The following is a 19,607-nucleotide window of genomic DNA, read 5'->3' on the forward strand; positions in this document are numbered from 1 at the left end:
AAGAGGACGGCATACCGGTGCCAACAGAGCCCGGCGTGTCCTATAATTTCTCGACCTGGGTAAAATCCAGCTCCAGAGGAGTTTCCCGCCCAAACATGTTCACGTGCACCTTCAGCTTGTTCTTGTCGAAGAGAATCTCTTCGACCGAGCCCACGAAGTCGGCGAACGGTCCAACCTTCACGCGAACGGTTTCCTTGAGTTCAAAGTCGATCCTCGGTTTCGGCTCTTCAATGCCCATATGGCGCAGAATTGCCTCAACTTCCTCGGCCAATAGCGGAGTCGGCTTGGAACCTGAACCGGTGGAGCCCACAAATCCGGTAACGCCCGGCGTGTTGCGGACCACGTACCAGGAATCGTCGGTCTGGATCATTTCCACGAGAACATAGCCCGGATAGACCTTGCGCATGACGGTCTTCTTCTTGCCGTCCTTGCTCACCACTTCCTCTTCCATCGGAACGAGGACACGGAAGATCTTGTCCGTCATGTTCATGGACTCGACACGTCTCTCCAAGTTGGCCTTTACTTTGTTCTCATACCCGGAGTAGGTATGGACAACATACCATCGTTTCTCCATGATTGTCTCCTTGCGTCACTCTTATTTAGTGACCAATCTCACGATCTCGGAAATGATCAGATCCAAGACCGTAAAGTAGATTCCCACGAAAATGACCGTGGTGATAACCACGATCGTGTAGCTGGTCAATTCCTTGCGGCCCGGCCATTTGACCTTGCGCAGTTCCGCCCAACTTTCCGCGAAGAAGGAGAACGTGGAGCTGAATCCTTGCTTCATTCTGGCTACGAATCCCACAACAGCACCTCCGTATTACCTTAACGGGTCTCGCGATGAAGCTGATGAGAATTGCAGAATTTGCAATATTTCTTCTTCTCCAAGCGGTCAGGGTTGTTACGCTTGTTCTTGTTGGACGTGTAGTTTCTTTGTTTGCAGCTCGTACAAGCCAACGTGATAATAACCCGCATGGATCACACCTCCCGAGACAACCTGAATTAAAGAACCCCGATTGTCCTGAGCAGACTCCGACAAATAGGGTTACCTAAAATAATTTAGCACACCGTCAAGCCTCTGTCAAGAAAAAGGTTCTCGTTTGGGAAACTCGCAGCCCCTTGCATCGCTAGGAAAAGAGAACCTGCGCGGACAAGTTCTCTTTTTCAGTATGGTCCGGTTTGCCGCCGCCCAAACCCGCTCCCCGGCGTATTCGGCAAAAAAGCGCCCATCCCTCGCGGGAGGAGCGCTCCGATTTTCGTAGGTTAGGGCAAATCCCGGGCTTCCAGGTATTTCTCCAGCTTGCGTTTAACCCGCTGCAGGGCATTGTCGATCGACTTCACGTGGCGGTCCAGGTCGACTGCGATTTCTTGATACGAACGGCCGTCGAGGTACAGCATGAGCACGCGGCGCTCCAGGTCGCTCAAAATCTCGCCCATCTTGTCCTCCAGGCCGGAAAACTCCTCCTGGTTGATGATCAGCTCCTCCGGGTCCGTCACCTTCGGACCGCAGATCACGTCGAGCAGGGTCCGGTCGGATTCCTCGTCGTAGATGGGCTTGTCCAAGGAAACGTAGGAGTTCAGCGGGATGTGCTTCTGACGGGTGGCGGTCTTGATCGCCGTGATGATCTGACGGGTGATGCACAGCTCCGCGAACGCCTTGAAGGAAGCGAGCTTGTCCCCGCGGAAATCCCGGATCGATTTGTACAGGCCAATCATGCCCTCCTGCACGATATCCTCCCGGTCCGCCCCGATCAGGAAATAGGAGCGGGCTTTGGCGCGGACGAAGTTCTTATATTTGTTGATCAGGTGCTCCAGCGCTTCGCCGCTACCTGCTCGAACCGCCTCGACATTGTCCTCATCGGATATAAGGGCATAGTCCTGCTTTCTTAACTCATTGAGGTCAATACCCACGAAAATCCCTCCGGATTGGCCTGTCAGGCAGCGAATGCAATTCGCAGAAAAATGGGAAAATAAGCAAACATATGAAACAAGTATACCCGATGTATCCGATTATCGTCAACCTGCATCCGGTTCCCAAACGGCCGACGGGACGCGGAGCGGCGCGCCTTTTACTCCCTGCGCCACCTTTCCAGTTTCTCCCGCTGCTCGTCGCTCAGCCGGCTGTCGAAGGTATTTCCTCCCCGCTTCGACTCCTCTTCCAGCCTCTTGCGGACTTCCTTGCGGCTCTCTTTGACCTTCGTCAGCAGTTCACGCGCCGGCAGCCGCAGCGCGCCGCGGCCGAACACCACGTGCTGCTCCGCCATGTCGGAGGTGGCCACATAGACCTGACGGCGGCGCCCCGTAAAGTCGGAGACGAGCCGCTCGATCAGCTCATCGGCCGTCTCCTTCTCCTTGGTGTAGACCACCTGCAGCCGGCTCTGCTCGTACTTCCCCCCGGTCCCCGGCACCTGATGGGCGTCGAACACCAGGTAGACGTTAAGTCCGGAAAAGGCCTGGTAGTCGGACAGGATGTCGATCAGCCGGTCGCGGGCGTCCTCCAGCCGGATGTCGCGCAGACGGGCGAGCTCCGGCCAGGCGCCGATGATGTTATAGCCGTCGACGATCAGATAGTCCTTCATCGCGGGCCTACTTGACGATCCGGCGCTGGCGTACGACCTCGTACATGAACAAGGAAGCGGCGACCGAGGCGTTCAGCGAGTTGATGCTGCCGAACATGGGCAGCTTGACGAGAAAATCGCACTTTTCCCGGATCAAGCGGCCCATCCCCTTGTTTTCGTTGCCGATGACGAGGGCGAGCGGCATGCGAAAATCGGTGCCATAGATGTCCTGCTCCGCACTGCCGTCGGTTCCCGCCACCCAGATGCCCTTCTCCTTGAGCTCATCGATGGTCTGGGCGAGGTTGGTCACCTTGGCTACGGGCACATATTCGATGGCTCCGGCCGAGGTCTTCGATACGGTCGCCGTCAACCCGACCGAGCGGCGCTTCGGGATCACGACGCCGTGCACGCCGGTGCATTCCGCCGTACGGAGAATGGAACCGAGGTTATGCGGGTCTTCGATCTCGTCGAGCAGGAGGAGAAACGGCGGCTCCCCGCTCTCGGCGGCGGTCCGCAGAATGTCGTCGAGCTCGGCGTATTCGTAAGCCGCCACCTGGGCGACCACCCCTTGATGCTGCACGCTCCCGGCCATCTGGTCGAGCTTGCGCTTGTCGGCCGTCTGCGTGACGATGCCGAGCGCCTTCGCCTCCGCGGCAATGGGCACGACGAGGTGCTTCTGCGCACCCTCGGCGAACCAGATCTTGTGAATGGGTCGCCCCGAGCGCAGCGCCTCCAGGACGGAGTGCTTGCCGGCCAAATATTCTTCCATGGTCCTTCTTCCTCTCTGTCGTTGCTTAGCCGATGATATCGGGATATGGGGTCACGCTGATCATCAGAAGATCGTGCAGCCGTTCGTGCTGCTGCCGGTAATACAAGTAGCCGATCAGGCATTCGAAGGCGGTGCTGTGCCGGTAGACCAGAACGTCCGTATTCTTCGGCACGGTGCCGCTCTTGGCATTGCGTCCCCGCCGCACTACCTCTTGCTCCTCCTCGCTGAGCAGCGGCAGCCATCGTTCGAGCGCCCGGGCCTGGGCCTTCGCGGATACGAACTTGCTCGCCTCCCGGTGCAGATGATGGGGGCGGTGATTGGGCTGCGCGATGACATACTGCCGGACGAACAAATCGTAGATGGTGTCGCCGATGTAGGCCAGCGCGAGCGGATTCATCAGCTTGGGGTCCTTGGCAGGCGGAATAAACAACGGTTGGGTTTCCATAGGAGGCCGCTTCATTTCCGCCGCCAGCGGACGCCCTGGGCCGTATCTTCCAGGAGAATCCCCCGCCCGGCAAGCTCGTCGCGGATTTCGTCGGCCCGGCCGAAGTTGCGCGACCGGCGCGCTTCCTGCCGCTCTTCGATCAGCCGCTCGATCTCGGCGTCCTCGCCGGTATCGGCCGCATTCATCAACAGCCCCAGCACCGCGTCCATCCGTTCGAACGCCCGTTTCAGCGCCTGAAGCACGTCGATCGAGGCATGGTCGACAAGCAGGTATTTGTTCGTGGCGGCCGTCAGATCGAACAGGGCCGTGATGGCATCGGGCGTGTTGAAATCGTCGTCCATCCGCTCGCCGAACCGTTTCAGGGCGAGCGCCGATTCCCGCAGGGCTTCCGCCTCCGCCGTCTCCGCGCCCCGTTCCTCGTCCGCAAGGCCGGCGGTCTGCAAGGCCTCGGCTAGCTGCGCGTCGAGCTTCTCGGCCGTGAACGGCTGCCACCCGGTCTTCGCCTCCGTCAGGATACGCAGCCGATGGATGAGGTTGCCGTAGCTGTTGTTGATCCGCTCGATTCCCGCTTCCCCCTGGCGAAGCGATTCGTCGCCAAAGTTGATCGGGCTGCGGTAATGGGCTGAGAGAATGACGAAACGAACCGCCTCTGGCTTGGCCGATTGCAGAATGTTGTGGACGGTCAAGCCGTTGCCGAGCGATTTCGACATTTTTTCACCGGCGATGTTGAGGTAGCGGTTATGCATCCAGTAGCGGGCGAGCGGCTTGCCGGTCAGCGCCTCGGACTGGGCGGCCTCGCACTCGTGGTGCGGGAATTCCAGATCCTCGCCTCCGCCGTGGATATCGATGGTCTCGCCGAGGTACTTGGCCGCCATCGCCGAGCATTCGATATGCCAGCCCGGACGGCCCTCGCCCCAGGGGCTGGGCCAACGGATCTCGCCCGGCTTCGCCGCTTTCCACAGCACGAAGTCATGCGGGCTTTCCTTGCGCTCGTCCACGTCGATGCGGATGCCGTGCTGCAGCTCGTCGAGGTTTTTGTGGGACAGCTGGCCGTACTTGGGGAACGCCTTGGTGCGGAAAAAGACATCGCCGCCGCTTTCGTACGCCGCCCCCTTTTCCACCAGTCCGGCAATAAACGCCACAATTTCGTCGATGTTCTCCGTCACCCGCGGATGGAGGGCCTTCTCCGCCCCGAGCGCCCGGGCATCCTGCAAATAGGCGTCGATAAACGTATTGGCAAGCTCCGGCACGGGAACCCCCCGTTCCAGGGAGCGCTTGATCAGCTTGTCGTCCACGTCGGTGAAATTGACGACATAGTTCACTTCATAGCCGACATATTCCAGGTAACGGCGAACCGTATCGAAGAAGATCAGCGGGCGCGAGTTGCCGATATGGATGTAGTCGTAGACGGTCGGTCCGCAGACGTACATGCTTACTTTGCCCGGCTCGATCGGACGGAACTCCTCCTTGGTCCGGCTCAGGGTGTTGTAGATTTGTAAGGTCATCGTTTTGGCTCCTCTGTGTATTCGAGTACCTCGCACGGCTTCCGCCTCTCCAGGGAAAGCACCGCCTTCAGTTCATCAATCTGCTCCTGCAGGGAGCGAAACATCTCGCTCGAAGGGTCCGGCAGGTCGCCGTGATTCAGTTTATTCACCCGCATCCCGTCGCGACGCACAATGCGGCCCGGATTTCCGACCACGGTACAGTTGGCGGGAACCTCCTGAAGAACGACCGCGTTCGCGCCGATGCGCGAATTGTCTCCCACTTTAAACGAGCCGAGCACCTTGGCGCCCGAGCCCACCACCACATTGCTGCCGATCGTGGGATGGCGCTTTCCCTTCTCCTTCCCCGTCCCGCCCAGGGTAACCCCTTGAAACAGCACCACGTCGTCGCCGATCTCGCAGGTTTCCCCGATGACGACCCCCATGCCGTGGTCGATGAACAGCCGGCTGCCGATGACCGCGCCGGGATGAATCTCGATGCCGGTCATGAAGCGGCCGAACTGCGAGATGGCCCGGGCGAGAAAGAAGCAGCGGCATGTATAGAACCAATGGGCGATCCGGTGAAGCCAGATCGCATGGAGACCGGAATAGGTAAGCATGACTTCGATCGCGGACCGGGCTGCCGGATCGTTGTCGAAAACGGCCGAGATATCCGCACGAATGCGCTGAAACATGAAACAACCCCCTGCAATCCCCAGATTGACGGTATTCGCCCTCTCTCAAACGATGAAAAAACGCCTCCACAGCCTTGCGGCTGCAGAGACGTTGATCACGCGGTTCCACTCTGCTTGAAGACTTGTCCGTCGGGCACCGTAAGCCCGAATACCGTCTTCCCCTTGGCGTCCGTATCGGGGACGTAACCGGCGGGATCTACGGTGAACCATTCGATCCCGCTGCTCCCGGGTGCATTTCCCGGCCGGGGGAAGGAACGACTCGCAGCCGGGATGCCCGAAGCGGGCATCCGGTCGTTCTCTCTGCAGCTTCCCTTGCGGCGGTACTTATCCGGTCATAGCGTTCGCATCATGTCGGAATTTCTTCCGAATTTGTAATCAGTATATCCCACTGCACCGGCTTATGACAACAAGGCGGCGATCCGGGAGACGGTTTTTTCGCGGCCGAGCAGGGAGATCGTCTCGTTCAGGTCCGGACCGTGCATCTGCCCGGTGACGGCGACACGAATCGTCATAAACAGCTGCATGCCCTTGTAGCCGGTGGACTTCTGCACGCTCTTCAGCATGGCTTTCACCGTCTCCGGCGCCAGCTCGCCGCCTTCGGCCGCCTGCAGCTCGTTCAGCATCCCGCCGAGCACGACCGGGACGTGTTCGCCGGCCAGCACCGCTTTCGCTTCTTCGTCCGTCTGAACGGCGTCCTCGAAGAACAGCCGGCTCTGCTCGACGATGTCGGCTCCGCAGGTCAGCTTGTCCTGGAACAGGCGGATCAGCCGCTCCGCCCAGGCGCGTTGCGCTTCGTCCAGCTCTTCGGGCAAGTGTCCCGCTTCCTGCAGAATCGGCAGGCAGAGGGCTACGATCCGCTCCGGATCGGCGTTCTTGATGTACTGGCTGTTCATCCACGCCAGCTTATGGGTGTCGAACATCGCCGGGCTTTGCGACAGGCGTTCGGGGTTGAAGGCCGCAATCAGCTCGTCCTTGGTAAAAATTTCGTTCTCCCCTTCCGGCGACCAGCCGAGCAGGGCGATGAAGTTCATCAGCGTCTCGGGAAGGTAGCCCAGCTTGTCGTACTGGGAGATGAATTGGACGATCGATTCGTCGCGCTTGCTCAGCTTCTTGCGGTTCTCGCCGACGATCAAGGTCATATGCCCGAAGACGGGCGGCTGCCAGCCGTACGCTTCGTAGATCATAAGCTGCCGGGGCGTGTTGGAGATATGCTCCTCGCCGCGCAGCACATGGGAGATCTTCATCAGATAGTCGTCGATGACGACGGCGTAGTTATAGGTCGGGATGCCGTCCTTCTTGACGATGACGAAATCGCCGATCTCCTCCGTCGTGAAGGTAATCGGCCCTTTGACCATATCGTCGAAGGAATAGGAGCGGCCCTCGGGAACGAGAAACCGCACGCTCGGCACGCGCCCTTCGGCTTCCAGTGAGGCGCGCTGATCCGCCGTCAGATGACGGCATTTGCCCGAGTAGCGCGGCGTCTCGCCCTTTTCCTTCTGCTCCTCGCGCTCGCTTGCCAATTCTTCCTCGGTACAGTAGCACGGGTACGCCAGGCCGCGGTCGAGCAGCTCCTGCCAGTGGCGCTTATATATGTCGAGGCGTTCCGTCTGCCGGTAAGGGCCGTACGGGCCGCCGATGTCCACGCTCTCGTCCCATTCGATGCCGAGCCATTTCAGGTAATGCAGCTGGCTCTCCTCGCCGCCGGCCACATTGCGCTTCAGGTCGGTATCTTCAATTCGGATGATGAACTGGCCGCCGGCATGGCGGGCAAACAGATAATTGAACAGGGCCGTCCGGGTATTGCCGATGTGCAGGTGCCCGGTTGGGCTCGGCGCGTAGCGGACGCGGACTTGTTCCGTCATGGTCGTTCCTCCGTTCGTTCTGGAAAACAAGATTACATGCTATGATAGCACATTCGCAAAAAGACAAACAACTGCCTGCGCGGCGATTCCTTCCTCGCGTCCCGGAAAGCCGAGCTTCTCGGTGGTCGTCGCCTTCACGTTGATCTGGCCCGGCTCTGCGCCGAGCGCCTCCGCCAGAATCTCCGCCATGCGCGGAATGTACGGGGCCATCTTCGGCCGCTGCGCGATGATTGTCGCGTCGAGATTCCCGAGCCTGTAGCCTCGTTCTTCGGCCAGGGCCCAGACATGCTTCAGGAGAAGCAGGCTGTCCGCATCCTTGAAAGCCGCATCCGTATCGGGAAAATGCTTGCCGATGTCGCCGAGCGCAAGCGCGCCGAGCACGGCGTCGGCCACGGCGTGCAGCAGCACGTCGGCGTCGGAATGGCCGAGGAGGCCCTTCTCGAACGGAATGTCCACTCCCCCGATGATGCACTTGCGCCCTTCGGCAAACGCGTGAACGTCAAAACCTTGTCCGATCCGTATCATGGTCGTGTCCCTTCCCGCCGTCTCCCGGCGGGCGAGATAGGACTCCGCCCACTCCAGGTCCTCCGGCGTGGTGATTTTGATATTGTCGTAGCTGCCTTCCACCAGTTGCACCGGAGCGCCCAGCCGTTCGACCAGGCTGGCATCGTCCGTGCCGGTGAACGCCTGCCGCGCCGCCGCCTCGTGAGCGGCTTCCAGCAGGCTGCGGCGAAAGGCCTGCGGCGTCTGCACCGCCCAAAGCGTGCTGCGCTCGGGCGTGCCGGTGACGCGCCGCCCGGCGTCCGCCGTCTTGATGGTATCCTTCACGGGAACGGCGAGCACCGCCGCGCCGGTTTCGCACGCGGCGTCCAGGCAAGCCGCGATCTCGGGCTCCGCCGCGAACGGCCGGACGGCGTCGTGCACCAGCACGTACGCCAGCTCCTCCGGCAGGGCGGCAAGTCCCCGGCGGACGGAGTCCTGCCGCTCAACACCGCCTGCGACGATGGCGGCAACCTTGCTCAACCCGCAATCGTGCACGATCCGGCGGCAGCGCTCCAGGTCTTCCTGCCCGGTGACCAGCACGACGCTCGCCACCTGCGGCAGCCGTTCGAACCGCTCCAGCGTGTGCGCCAGGATCGGCTTGCCGGCGAGCGGCAAAAACTGCTTGCTGACGGAGCTTCTCATGCGCGAGCCCTTGCCCGCCGCCACGATCACCGCTCCGAAGGCTATTGTCGGATTCTTCATTCCAGCTTCCATCCCTTGCATCGCTATGCCCCGCTACGAAAAAAAACAGCCGGATGACGGCGGGCATCTCCATGCCCCCGCCCCGCCGGCTGTTTCTATCATAATCGTTTTACTGCGCTTTTTCCAACAATTTAGGCTTGGCGAAGATCATCCGGCCGGCCGACGTCTGCAGCACGCTCGTCACCATGACCTCCATGGTCGTTCCGATGTAATCGCGGCCGCCTTCGACCACGATCATCGTGCCGTCATCCAAGTACGCCACGCCTTGGCCGTGCTCCTTGCCGTCCTTGATGACCTGGACGACGATCTCCTCGCCCGGCAGCACCACCGGCTTCACCGCGTTGGCCAGGTCGTTGATGTTGAGCACCGAGACGCCCTGCAGCTCGCAGACCTTGTTCAGGTTGAAATCGTTGGTCAGCACCTTGCCGCCCAGCACTTTGGCCAAGCGAACCAGCTTGCTGTCCACCTCGGCGATTTCCTCGAAATCGCCTTCGTAGATTTCCACCTTTACGTCCAGTTCCTTTTGGATTTTGTTCAGAATGTCGAGCCCGCGGCGGCCGCGATTGCGCTTCAGCAGATCGGACGAATCGGCGATATGCTGGAGCTCCTCCAGGATAAAGCCCGGTATCACCAGCGTCCCTTCAATGAATCCGGTCTTGCAAATATCGGCGATTCGGCCGTCAATGATGACACTGGTGTCGAGGATCTTGCGCTCCTCCCATGCATCGCCGGCTTCATCCGGCTCGGTTCGCCGCCCTTCCTTAAGCGCCTTCCACAGCTCGCCCCCCTTGGAGCGGGCCAGCCGTCCGCCATACCCCACCGCGAACACGGTGAGCGCGAGCGCAAGCACCGGGCTGCCCCCGGCCAGCGCGGTCATCAGCGGGTAGAGCAAGGCCGAGAAGACGAGCCCCGCCGTTACCCCGGCCCCCAGCATGAGCAGCTCCGGAGCCTGCATGTGTTTCAGGGCCGCTTCCGCACGCTGCAGGGTCCGCATCAGCCATTCTCCGCTAAGTACGGCGGCCAGCAGGAACACGAGCGCGACGACGCCGGTGCTAAGCAGATCCCGGCCCCCGTCCGACAGCCGATCGAAGCCCATTCCCCCCATCCGGGCGAGCAGCCTACCTACGTCAAACCGGTTCTGATAACCGACAAAAAAGCCCACGAGCAAGGCAACTGCTTGAATTCCTTTTTTCATTCTCCATCACCTCCGTTAAGACTGATCTTCCCCGGAATTCCTTCCTGTTTCTGGTAGGGATCTCCGTGTTAACCAGTATGGTCGAAAGCAAGGGGGTCTAAACCTTCCGGCGCCGCGCCTTCCCGAGTTCGCCGCGGATTTGCAAATTGAATTGTACTGAACGTTCCGATATAATGGCCTTAAGTGCTTATGAGCCTATCCATAGTTGGGGTGAAGAGAGAATGAGTTCGCTTAGCCTAACCCAGTTTCAGAATCAGGTATCGGATCTCCTGCTTCGCCACCGCAGCCTGCTCGATGTCTTATCCAAAACGACCCAATCGAACGCGGCGGTCAGCCGTACCGTTACCAAGGCCGTAACCGAATGCGGCTGTGTCCAGGTTCATGCCGGCAAGCAGCATTATTCCACGGAAATGACCATCGAGGATGCGAAGAAGCTGCTCGACACTCACCTCTCAGGCGAACTGTGCGAGAACTGCACCGAAGCGGTCTCCGCCGAGCTCGGCCGCAATCTGTTCTACCTCGCTTCGCTGTGCAACCTGCTCGGCATCGACATGCAGCAGGTGGTCGAGGACGAATCGAAGCGCTGCTCCACGCTCGGCTTCTTCAACATGTCCTGACCAAGCTGCCTTTTCTCAGCGTCCATCCCATTCCATAACGAACGAAAAGACCGTCGGGGTTTCCCGGCGGTCTTGTTGCATGGATCGATAAGTTGTCCAGCTCGGCAACCCCAAGGACGTCTCGTTAACGCTTGCGTTTAAAGCCCATGAACGTTCCATAAAGGGCATAGACGACCAGCGGCACGAAGATGAGCCGCGACAAGTAGTTGGGGAACGCGATGACTGTGATCAGCGCCACCGCCACGCAGAGCAGAGCGACGAGCGCGGCTTTCTTGGTGAGGCGGACCTTCTTGAAGCTGGGGTATTTGACCCGGCTAATCATGAGGAACGAGAGCAAGAGCGATGCCGGAATCAGAATATAGGAGCTCAGTTCCTGGTGAAACAGAGCCAGGGTACAGAGAATCACGCCGGCGGCCGGAATCGGCAGTCCGATGAAGAAGCCGGGAATCCCTTCGATGACGTTGAAGCGGGCGAGCCGCAGAGCGCCGCAGATGGGAAAAATAGCGGTGGTTATCCAGGCCATCGGCGGATAGACCGACTCGTAGGCTACCACGTACATAATAAACGCCGGAGCCACGCCGAAGGAAATGACGTCGGAGAGGGAATCCAGCTCTTTGCCGAATTCGCTCTGTACGTTCAGAGCCCGGGCCAGTCGGCCGTCGATGCCGTCCATCAACATGGAGATGATCACGATGATGGAAGCCAGATTGGCGTTGTCGATCTTCGGAAAGACCGGGGTGTCGTTCAACACCAGAATGATCGCGATGATGCCGAAGAACAAGTTTAATACGGTAAACATATTGGGAACCGATTTGCGCAGCATGGGGCCCACCTTTTCATCCGCCGCTCTCAACCGGCAGAAGGTAATCTACAAAATTGTAGTCAATTCAGATTTGTCTGTCAATGAATACCTGTTCCTGGAAGCGGCGAAGTCCTTCTTTGATCGCGCGGGCGCGGACTTCGCCGATGCCATCCACTTCGTCGAGCTGTTCGATGGAAGCGGAAATGATCTGCGGCAAATACTCGAATTTCTCCACCAGGTTCGAGATGATGATCGACGGCAGGCGGGGAATCTTGTTCAGCACGCGGAAGCCGCGCGGGGACACCTGCTCGTCGAGGATGTTGTTGGTGACGTTGTACCCCAAGAGCCGGACGATGGCGTGCAGATCGAGCAGCTCCTCGCTGCTCAGCCTCGACAGGCCGGCGCGAATCTCCTTGATCTTCTCTTCGGTGTTCTCGCGGCAATAGTCCCGGATCAGCAGGACGAACTCGTGCTCGATGTGAGCCACCAGTTCCTCGAGCTGCATGCTGATCAGCCGCCCCTCGACGCCGAGCTCGTTGATGTAACGGCGGATTTCCGCCTTAACGCGAAGCACCATTTCCGCCCTTTGCAAGGCGTGAACGGCGTCCTCGTACGTCACCGCGTCTTCAAACTCGGTCGCCCCCAGGTTGATCAGATTCTGGTCGAGCACCGATTTGTACTTTTCCAGCGTCTGCATCGCCTGGTTCGCCTTCGTCAGGATCACGCCGATGTCCTTGAGGGAATAGCGGAGATTTCCCTGATACAAGGTAATGATATTCCGGCGCTGGGAGATGGAGACCACCAGCTTGCCGGTCTGCTTGGCGACGCGCTCGGCGGTTCGATGCCGGATGCCCGTCTCATTGGATGCGATCGTCGGGTCCGGATTGAGCTGCGTGTTGGCGTAATGAATCTTCTTTACATCCTCGCTCAGGATGATCGCTCCGTCCATCTTGGCCAGCTCATAGAGAAAATTCGGCGTAAACTCGCAGTTGATGCTAAAGCCGCCGTCCGCCAGCTCCATGACCTCCGGACTGTAGCCGACCACAATAAGCGCCCCGGTTTTCGCCCTCAGTACGTTTTCCAGTCCCTCGCGAAATTGGGTGCCGGGTGCGACCAGCTTGATGATGCGGCTCTTGATTTCTTCTTCCTTTGCCATCATGGACCCCCTTTTCTCTCTATCCCCAGCCTGCAGCTTGGCTTGACCTGGCCAAGCGCCTAATTCTCGATTATCGAATTTTAGTATACCCCACAGATTATCGGCAGCCGGACGGCTTTCCGTTAATCGTCCAACGCTGCCGCAAGCGCCTCCGCAACGGTGGTGACGCCTTTAATGAGAATGCCCTCCGGCGGCTCCCAGCCCTTCAGGCTGATGGCGGGCAGGATCACCCGCTTGAAGCCGAGCTTCTGGGCCTCCCGAACCCGCTGTTCAATCCGCGAGACTCCCCGGACCTCTCCGGTCAGGCCGATCTCGCCGAAGATCACGTCATCCGGCCGGGTCGGTCGATCCCGGAAGCTCGATGCAATGCTGACCGCCACTCCGAGATCGACGGCGGGCTCGTCGAGCCTCACCCCTCCGGCCACATTGAGGTAAGCGTCCTGCGACTGCAGGAACAGCCCGTTGCGCTTCTCCAGCACCGCCATGATGAGCGACATGCGGTTGTAGTCGAAGCCGGTGGACATTCGCCTGGGCGACGGGAAGGTCGTCGGCGAGACCAGCGCCTGCAGCTCGACCAGCATCGGCCGCGTGCCTTCCATGCTGGCCACCACCGTCGAGCCGGACACTCCCTTCGGCCGTTCCGACAGAAACAGCTCCGACGGATTGGCGATCTCGGTGAGGCCGCTCTCCCTCATCTCGAAGATGCCAATTTCGTTGGTGGAGCCGAAGCGATTCTTAACGGCGCGAAGCAAGCGGTAGGTGTGATGCCGCTCGCCTTCAAAATAAAGCACGCAATCCACCATATGCTCCAACAGCCGCGGCCCGGCAATGGCTCCTTCCTTCGTCACATGGCCGACCAGAACGATCGCGGTCCCCTTCGTCTTGGCGAGCCGCATGAAGTGGGAGGTGCACTCCCTTACCTGGGAAACGCTTCCGGGCGCCGATGTCACCGCCGGATGGAACACGGTTTGGATCGAATCGATGACCACGAAATCGGGCGCGACCTTGTCGATCGCTTCGTCGATCCGCTCCAGGTTGGTTTCGCAAAGGACATACAGGTTGGGCGACAGAGCGCCCAGGCGATCCGCCCTCAGCTTGGTTTGGCTGGAGGACTCCTCACCGGAAATATAAAGGGCTTTGCGCCCGTCGAGGGTTAAGGAATAGGAAGTTTGCAGCAGCAGGGTCGATTTACCGATGCCGGGATCTCCGCCGACCAGGATGAGGGAGCCCGGGACGATGCCGCCGCCCAGTACCCGGTCCAGCTCGCGATTCTGCGTGCGAATCCGCGGGTCCGCCGCCCCGGCGATCTCGGTGATGGAGACGGCTCTCTCTTGAGTAAGGCCGTTGAGGGGAAGCACTCCCTGCGTCACGACCTTGGTCTCCACTTCCTCGACCAAGGTGTTCCAGGCGCCGCAGCCGGGGCATTTGCCCAGCCACTTGGGCGTCTCATAGCCGCAGTCCTGGCACACAAATTTGGTTTTTGCTTTTGCCATAGCCATCTCCAGCTCTATAAAAAATCCACGCTCTCAAAAGTGTACCATGTTTGAGAGCCCAATGAAAATTGCCGATGATACAATCCATTTTTCCCGACAGCGATTGTATAATTATAGCAATCTGCCGTAGCCGCGTACAGCTATTCCAGCCGACTTCCAGCGAAAAAAGCATCCGATATCCGCCGACTCTCCCCGAAAGGAGAAGCGGCGAACCGGATGCTTTTTCATGCGTTATTCAAGGTTGCGAAACCGACAACTCAGCCGTTGCGAACGACGTCGAGCGCGCCTTCCTTTACATCGATTGTCAGGGAATCGCCCTTGGCAATATTGCCCTTCAGCAGCTCCTCGGACAAGCGGTCCTCGATGTGCTTCTGAATGGCCCGGCGCAGCGGCCGCGCTCCGAAGGCGGGATCGTACCCTTCCTTGGCCAGGAACTGCTTGGCTTCCTCCGTCAGCACGAAGTCGACATCATGCTCCTTGAGCCGCTTGCGGAGGTCCTCCGCCATGAGCGAGACGATTTCTTGGATATGGGCTTCCTCCAGGTTGTGGAAGACGATGATCTCGTCGATCCGGTTGAGGAATTCCGGACGGAAGCTCTTCTTCAGCTCGCCCATCACCTTATCCTTCATGTTCGTGTATTCGCGGCTGTTGTCATTGGAAGCGGTGAAGCCGAGTGTGGAGTTGCGCTTGATCGTTTCCGCTCCGACGTTGGAGGTCATGATGATCAGCGTGTTGCGGAAGTCCACGGTCCGGCCTTTGGAGTCGGTCAAACGACCGTCTTCCAACACCTGCAGCAGGATGTTGAACACTTCCGGGTGGGCTTTCTCGACTTCATCCAGGAGGACAACGGAATACGGCTTGCGGCGGACCTTCTCGGTCAATTGGCCGCCTTCTTCATAGCCGACATACCCCGGAGGCGCTCCGACCAGACGCGAGGTCGAATGCTTCTCCATGTACTCGGACATGTCGATCCGAATCACGGCGTTCTCGTCGCCAAACATCGCTTCGGCGAGCGCGCGGGCGAGCTCGGTCTTGCCGACCCCCGTCGGTCCGAGGAAGATGAACGATCCGATCGGACGCTTCACGTCCTTCAGGCCGGCGCGGGCCCGACGGATGGCGCGGCTGACGGATTTCACCGCTTCGTCCTGGCCGATTACCCGTTGGTGAAGAATCGATTCCATCTGCAGCAGACGTTCGGTTTCTTCCTCGGCCAGCTTCTTCACCGGAATACCGGTCCAGCTTGCCACCACATCGGCGATGTCGTCCGGCGTCACTTCGGAATCCGTCCGTCCCTGCGTTTCCTTCCACTGGTTGCGGGTATCCTCCAGCTCTTCCTTCAGCTTCTGCTCGGTGTCGCGAAGAGCGGCGGCCTTCTCGAACTCCTGGCTTTGCACGGCTGCATCCTTTTCCTTGCGGATGTCTTCCAGCCGGTTTTCCAGCTCCTTGAGCTGAGGCGGAGTGGTGTAAGAGCGGAGCCGCACCTTCGAACCGGCTTCATCGATCAGGTCGATCGCCTTGTCCGGCAGGAAGCGGTCGCTGATGTAGCGGTCGGACAGCTTCACGGCCTGGACGATCGCCTCGTCGGTGATTTTGACCCGGTGGTGAGCTTCATACCGGTCGCGCAGCCCATGGAGAATCTGAATCGCTTCGTCCGGCGTCGGTTCGTCGACCTGAATCGGCTGGAACCGGCGCTCCAAAGCGGCGTCCTTCTCGATATACTTGCGGTACTCATCCAGCGTCGTCGCCCCGATGCACTGCAGCTCGCCGCGGGCCAGCGCCGGCTTCAGGATGTTGGAGGCATCGATGGCGCCCTCTGCTCCGCCGGCTCCGATCAGCGTGTGCAGCTCGTCGATGAACAGGATGATGTTTCCGGCCTGACGGATTTCGTCCATGATCTTCTTCAAGCGGTCTTCGAATTCGCCGCGGTATTTCGTTCCGGCCACGACCGAACCCATATCGAGGGTCATGACCCGCTTTTCCCGAAGCGTCTCGGGAATTTCGTTATTGACGATCCGCTGGGCGAGTCCTTCGGCGATGGCCGTCTTGCCGACGCCGGGTTCGCCGATCAGTACCGGGTTGTTCTTCGTCCGGCGACTGAGCACCTGGATGACGCGTTCGATTTCCTTGCTGCGGCCGATGACGGGGTCGACGTTGCCTTCTTTGGCAAATGCCGTCAGGTCGCGGGCCAAGCCATCCAGCGTAGGCGTATTCACACTCGCTTGCGAGCCGTGATTGGAAGAGACCGATTCGCTGCTGCCGAGCAGTTGCAGCACCTGCTGGCGCGCCTTGTTCAGCGAGATACCCAGGTTGTTCAAGACCCGTGCCGCTACGCCCTCGCCCTCCCGGATCAAGCCGAGCAGGATATGCTCCGTACCGACATAGGTATGGCCCAGCTTGCGGGCTTCGTCCATCGAGAGCTCGATGACCTTCTTGGCGCGGGGAGTATAGGCGATGTTGGTCGGCTGCTCCTGTCCGCGTCCGATCAACGATTCGACTTCATCCTGAATTTTCTCGAGGCCCAGGCCGAGGGCCATGAGTGCCTTGGCGGCAATACCCTCCCCTTCCCGAATCAGACCGAGCAGGATATGTTCGGTCCCGATATTGTTGTGGCCGAGCCGAACCGCTTCTTCCTGAGCCAACGCCAGCACCTTTTGTGCGCGTTCCGTAAATCTCCCAAACATCATTCACTAGCACCTCCGTTATAAAATTCGAGTGGACCGCTTTCGTTATCCGTTATCCTGTACCCGTTCGCGGATCAGCTCCGCCCGCCGGATATCACGGTTCTCGGCCGTAAGCAGTTCCCCCGAGTGCTTCTGCAAAAAGCCAGGCTGCGTCATCACCAAAAGCTCATTCAGCGTCTTCGGCTGAATCCCGGTCAGAAGTCCGAGGTCAATACCGAGACGCACGTCCGACAGCCGCTGCATGGCTTCCTTGGAGTCCAGGATCACCGCATGGGACAGGACCCCAAAGGACCGATGAATCCGGTCCGCCAGACGGTACGGCGCATCCTCCTGCATCCGTTCCCGCGCGGCGCGTTCGTGCTCGATAATCTGCTGAACCACGCTGTACAGATTGGCGATGATCTCCTCCTCGGATTGTCCCAGCGTAATCTGGTTGGAAATCTGGAACAGGTTTCCCGAGGAATCGCTGCCCTCGCCATACATGCCCCGCACCGCCAATCCCACTTGGGTAACGGCCGATAAGATCCGGCTGATCTGCTGGGTCATCACCAGAGCGGGCAGGTGAATCATAACCGAAGCCCGGAGCCCCGTTCCGACATTGGTCGGACAGCTCGTCAGGTAGCCTCGTTTTTCTTCAAAAGCAAAGTTCAATTGACTTTCCATCATATCGTCAATCCGATTGGCCATATCCCAGGCCTCCTGGATTTGAAATCCGGGTGTTAAGCATTGGATGCGAATGTGATCCTCTTCGTTCACCATGATGCTGATCGATTCGTTCTCGCTCAGAATGACGGCTCCGTTGCGGGACTCGTTCGCGAGGTTCGGACTGATGAGATGCTTCTCGACGAGCACCTTCTTCTCCAACTCGCTGATGCCCGAGAGCGGGATGATCGAAAAATCCCCCAGCTCCTTCAAGTCCTCGTTCTCCATGACCTCGGTGACTTTATCCAGCACCTCCCGGGATTGCTGCCCCGTCGCCAGCATCGGAAACGGGAAGCCCCTGAGGTTGCGGGCAAGCCGGATGCGGCTGGATAGAACGATATCGGATTCGGGTCCTTCCCGTTTCATCCAATCGCTGAGAGCCTGTTCGGTAAAATGTCCCAGTGCCATGATGCGCCTTCCCCCTTACTCGGAGATCCGTTTTTCCAGCTCGCGGATTTGATCGCGAACGCCGGCGGCCGCTTCAAACTCCTCCTGCTGAATAAGTTCGGCCAGCTTCTGCTTGAGCCCATCCAGCTCCCGCTTCTGTTGCAGGACTCCCCCCGAGCGAAGGGGCACCTTTCCGCTGTGGGTGGTACTGCCATGCACCCGCTTCAACAGCGGGTCCAGCCGGTCGCCAAAGGTTTGGTAACAAGAGCTGCAGCCAAACCTTCCGAGCTTGCTGAATTGCGCATAAGTGAGGCCGCATTCCTCGCAACGGTTATTCGCAGGGGGAGCCGTCATGCCCGGGGTCACCGTAGCCGAGTCATAATTGAGCAGGCCCGACAGCAAATTGTGAATGGAAAACCCATTCGGTGTTCCGGGAATCATTTCTCCTTTTTCCCTGGCGCAGGTTTCGCACAGGTGCGATTCCGTCTTTTCCCCGCCGACGATCTTGGTAAAATGCAGAGTCGCCGGCCGTTTTCCACATTCCTGACAAAGCACGGATACTCCCTCCTTATGGATGGCTAAGCAGCGATAAAAGCATAGCCTTCAGCAGCCGAGCCCGGATCTCATCCCGAAGGGGAAGCTTGAAGTACAGGATGTCCCGCGACATGGCGGCCTTGATGAGGCCAGCCTCCCGGCAGGTGATGAATCCGCCCTCTTCCAGCTGATACAGCAACCCTTCCGAGCTGGTCTGGTCGATGTGGTCCCCGATGGTGCTGAGCACGTGATCCAGGATGACGCCCTGGGAAGACAGCTGCACTTTCTGAATCCGAATGTAGCCGCCGCCACCCCGTTTGCTTTCCACGATATAGCCCTTTTCCAAGGTAAAACGGGTGCTGATCACGTAATTGATCTGAGAGGGAACACATTGGAATCGCTCAGCCAACTCATTGCGCTGAATCTCGATAACGCCGGCTGGGCTCTGCATCAGAATATTCTTGAGGTATTGTTCAATCATATCCGAAGCATTGCGCATCCGTTAACCCTCCGCTGCCAAGTTTGGAAAGGCCGTGAACCGCAACCAGAAGACGGACACCCGACTTGCGGGCAGCAAGCCTTTCTCCATCCACTGACTTTGACTTTCTTTGACCTTATAATCATTATAGCAGGTTTTTTTCCGTTTTCAACCTCATCGCCCTGATATTATTGTCTGCGGATTGGCAAAAGGGTATACCCGCTTAGAGTGCTCCCTTTTTCGGGTCTCCGTGAATTACTTCGTATGTATAAAAGCTCAGGCTCCCCCTGCGGGCAGGCAGGAATGAACGGGAAAGGGGTTATTACAACCATTACCCTCGCCAGGGGGATCGAAACGGAACAAATGTGGCAATCCGGTTACAACAAAAAACCCCGCATCGTAAGATGCGAGGTTCATTGTGCTTGGCGACGTCCTACTCTCCCGGGACCCTGCGGTCCAAGTACCATCGGCGCTGGAGGGCTTAACGGTCGTGTTCGAGATGGG

21 protein-coding genes, 1 rRNA gene and 1 pseudogene are annotated in these 19,607 nt (G+C 59.1%); 1 reads left to right on the plus strand and 22 read right to left on the minus strand.

The features are described 5' to 3' along the window. Positions 1–40: 40 nt before the first annotated feature. From nusG to ACSEXS_RS21735, 14 genes and pseudogenes are all read right to left on the minus strand, one after another. A complete protein-coding gene (nusG, locus tag ACSEXS_RS21670; RefSeq protein WP_347773180.1) occupies positions 41–574 on the minus strand; it encodes a transcription termination/antitermination protein NusG in 534 nt (177 codons plus the stop codon). Between the two features lie 21 nt (positions 575–595). Then, positions 596–808 (minus strand): preprotein translocase subunit SecE, encoded by a 213-nt coding sequence (gene secE / locus ACSEXS_RS21675; protein WP_438435331.1) that lies wholly within the window; start codon positions 806–808, stop codon positions 596–598. Positions 809–828: 20 nt separating this feature from the next. Next, positions 829–978: a 50S ribosomal protein L33 gene (gene rpmG / locus ACSEXS_RS21680; protein ID WP_040953140.1), complete on the minus strand. Its 150-nt coding sequence runs from the start codon at positions 976–978 to the stop codon at positions 829–831. A 288-nt stretch (positions 979–1,266) separates the two neighbouring features. Further along, positions 1,267–1,914, minus strand: a complete 648-nt coding sequence (gene sigH, locus ACSEXS_RS21685; protein WP_438435332.1) for an RNA polymerase sporulation sigma factor SigH — start codon at positions 1,912–1,914, stop codon at positions 1,267–1,269. A 158-nt stretch (positions 1,915–2,072) separates the two neighbouring features. Further along, a complete protein-coding gene (locus ACSEXS_RS21690; protein ID WP_438435333.1) occupies positions 2,073–2,582 on the minus strand; it encodes an NYN domain-containing protein in 510 nt (169 codons plus the stop codon). A gap of 7 nt (positions 2,583–2,589) precedes the next feature. Further along, the gene (rlmB, locus tag ACSEXS_RS21695) at positions 2,590–3,330 is read right to left on the minus strand and encodes a 23S rRNA (guanosine(2251)-2'-O)-methyltransferase RlmB (RefSeq protein WP_438435334.1); all 741 of its coding nucleotides are present in this window, start codon (positions 3,328–3,330) and stop codon (positions 2,590–2,592) included. A 25-nt stretch (positions 3,331–3,355) separates the two neighbouring features. Continuing rightward, positions 3,356–3,775, minus strand: a complete 420-nt coding sequence (locus ACSEXS_RS21700) for a Mini-ribonuclease 3 (protein ID WP_438435335.1) — start codon at positions 3,773–3,775, stop codon at positions 3,356–3,358. Positions 3,776–3,786: 11 nt separating this feature from the next. Continuing rightward, positions 3,787–5,280, minus strand: a complete 1,494-nt coding sequence (gene cysS / locus ACSEXS_RS21705) for a cysteine--tRNA ligase (protein WP_438435336.1) — start codon at positions 5,278–5,280, stop codon at positions 3,787–3,789. After that, the gene (cysE, locus tag ACSEXS_RS21710) at positions 5,277–5,951 is read right to left on the minus strand and encodes a serine O-acetyltransferase (protein WP_438435337.1); all 675 of its coding nucleotides are present in this window, start codon (positions 5,949–5,951) and stop codon (positions 5,277–5,279) included. The genes cysS and cysE overlap by 4 nt, the downstream gene beginning before the upstream one ends. A gap of 95 nt (positions 5,952–6,046) precedes the next feature. Beyond that, positions 6,047–6,238, minus strand: a complete 192-nt coding sequence (locus ACSEXS_RS21715) for a hypothetical protein (protein WP_438435338.1) — start codon at positions 6,236–6,238, stop codon at positions 6,047–6,049. Positions 6,239–6,349: 111 nt separating this feature from the next. Further along, the gene (gene gltX / locus ACSEXS_RS21720) at positions 6,350–7,813 is read right to left on the minus strand and encodes a glutamate--tRNA ligase (protein ID WP_438435339.1); all 1,464 of its coding nucleotides are present in this window, start codon (positions 7,811–7,813) and stop codon (positions 6,350–6,352) included. A 39-nt stretch (positions 7,814–7,852) separates the two neighbouring features. Further along, the gene (gene ispF, locus ACSEXS_RS21725) at positions 7,853–8,338 is read right to left on the minus strand and encodes a 2-C-methyl-D-erythritol 2,4-cyclodiphosphate synthase (RefSeq protein ID WP_438435349.1); all 486 of its coding nucleotides are present in this window, start codon (positions 8,336–8,338) and stop codon (positions 7,853–7,855) included. 42 nt (positions 8,339–8,380) lie between these two features. Next, positions 8,381–9,079 (minus strand): annotated as a pseudogene (gene ispD / locus ACSEXS_RS21730) (2-C-methyl-D-erythritol 4-phosphate cytidylyltransferase); the annotation flags it as partial. Positions 9,080–9,167: 88 nt separating this feature from the next. Beyond that, positions 9,168–10,253, minus strand: coding sequence for a PIN/TRAM domain-containing protein (locus tag ACSEXS_RS21735; protein ID WP_438435340.1), 1,086 nt, complete (start codon positions 10,251–10,253; stop codon positions 9,168–9,170). 221 nt (positions 10,254–10,474) lie between these two features. Here ACSEXS_RS21735 and ACSEXS_RS21740 point away from each other — a divergent pair, with 221 nt between their 5' ends. After that, entirely contained in the window at positions 10,475–10,870 is a 396-nt protein-coding gene (locus ACSEXS_RS21740; RefSeq protein WP_438435341.1) for a DUF1573 domain-containing protein, read from the plus strand. A gap of 124 nt (positions 10,871–10,994) precedes the next feature. Here ACSEXS_RS21740 and pssA read toward each other — a convergent pair whose 3' ends face one another. The 8 genes from pssA to rrf form a co-directional block, all read right to left on the minus strand. Continuing rightward, entirely contained in the window at positions 10,995–11,693 is a 699-nt protein-coding gene (gene pssA, locus ACSEXS_RS21745) for a CDP-diacylglycerol--serine O-phosphatidyltransferase (protein ID WP_438435342.1), read from the minus strand. A gap of 64 nt (positions 11,694–11,757) precedes the next feature. After that, complete coding sequence (gene disA / locus ACSEXS_RS21750; RefSeq protein ID WP_438435343.1) at positions 11,758–12,828, minus strand: DNA integrity scanning diadenylate cyclase DisA; 1,071 nt, start codon at positions 12,826–12,828, stop codon at positions 11,758–11,760. A gap of 122 nt (positions 12,829–12,950) precedes the next feature. Continuing rightward, a complete protein-coding gene (gene radA, locus ACSEXS_RS21755) occupies positions 12,951–14,321 on the minus strand; it encodes a DNA repair protein RadA (protein ID WP_438435344.1) in 1,371 nt (456 codons plus the stop codon). A gap of 257 nt (positions 14,322–14,578) precedes the next feature. Beyond that, positions 14,579–17,005, minus strand: a complete 2,427-nt coding sequence (gene clpC, locus ACSEXS_RS21760; protein WP_438435345.1) for an ATP-dependent protease ATP-binding subunit ClpC — start codon at positions 17,003–17,005, stop codon at positions 14,579–14,581. A gap of 42 nt (positions 17,006–17,047) precedes the next feature. Then, entirely contained in the window at positions 17,048–18,112 is a 1,065-nt protein-coding gene (gene mcsB, locus ACSEXS_RS21765; RefSeq protein ID WP_438435346.1) for a protein-arginine kinase McsB, read from the minus strand. 15 nt (positions 18,113–18,127) lie between these two features. Continuing rightward, positions 18,128–18,646: a protein-arginine kinase activator protein McsA gene (gene mcsA, locus ACSEXS_RS21770; protein WP_438435347.1), complete on the minus strand. Its 519-nt coding sequence runs from the start codon at positions 18,644–18,646 to the stop codon at positions 18,128–18,130. Positions 18,647–18,659: 13 nt separating this feature from the next. Then, positions 18,660–19,124, minus strand: coding sequence for a CtsR family transcriptional regulator (locus tag ACSEXS_RS21775; RefSeq protein ID WP_438435348.1), 465 nt, complete (start codon positions 19,122–19,124; stop codon positions 18,660–18,662). 399 nt (positions 19,125–19,523) lie between these two features. Next, positions 19,524–19,607: ribosomal RNA gene (rrf, locus tag ACSEXS_RS21780) — 5S ribosomal RNA — on the minus strand; the annotation flags it as partial.

This window comes from Gorillibacterium terrae (genome assembly GCF_051594785.1).
Lineage (GTDB): Bacteria > Bacillota > Bacilli > Paenibacillales > NBRC-103111 > Gorillibacterium.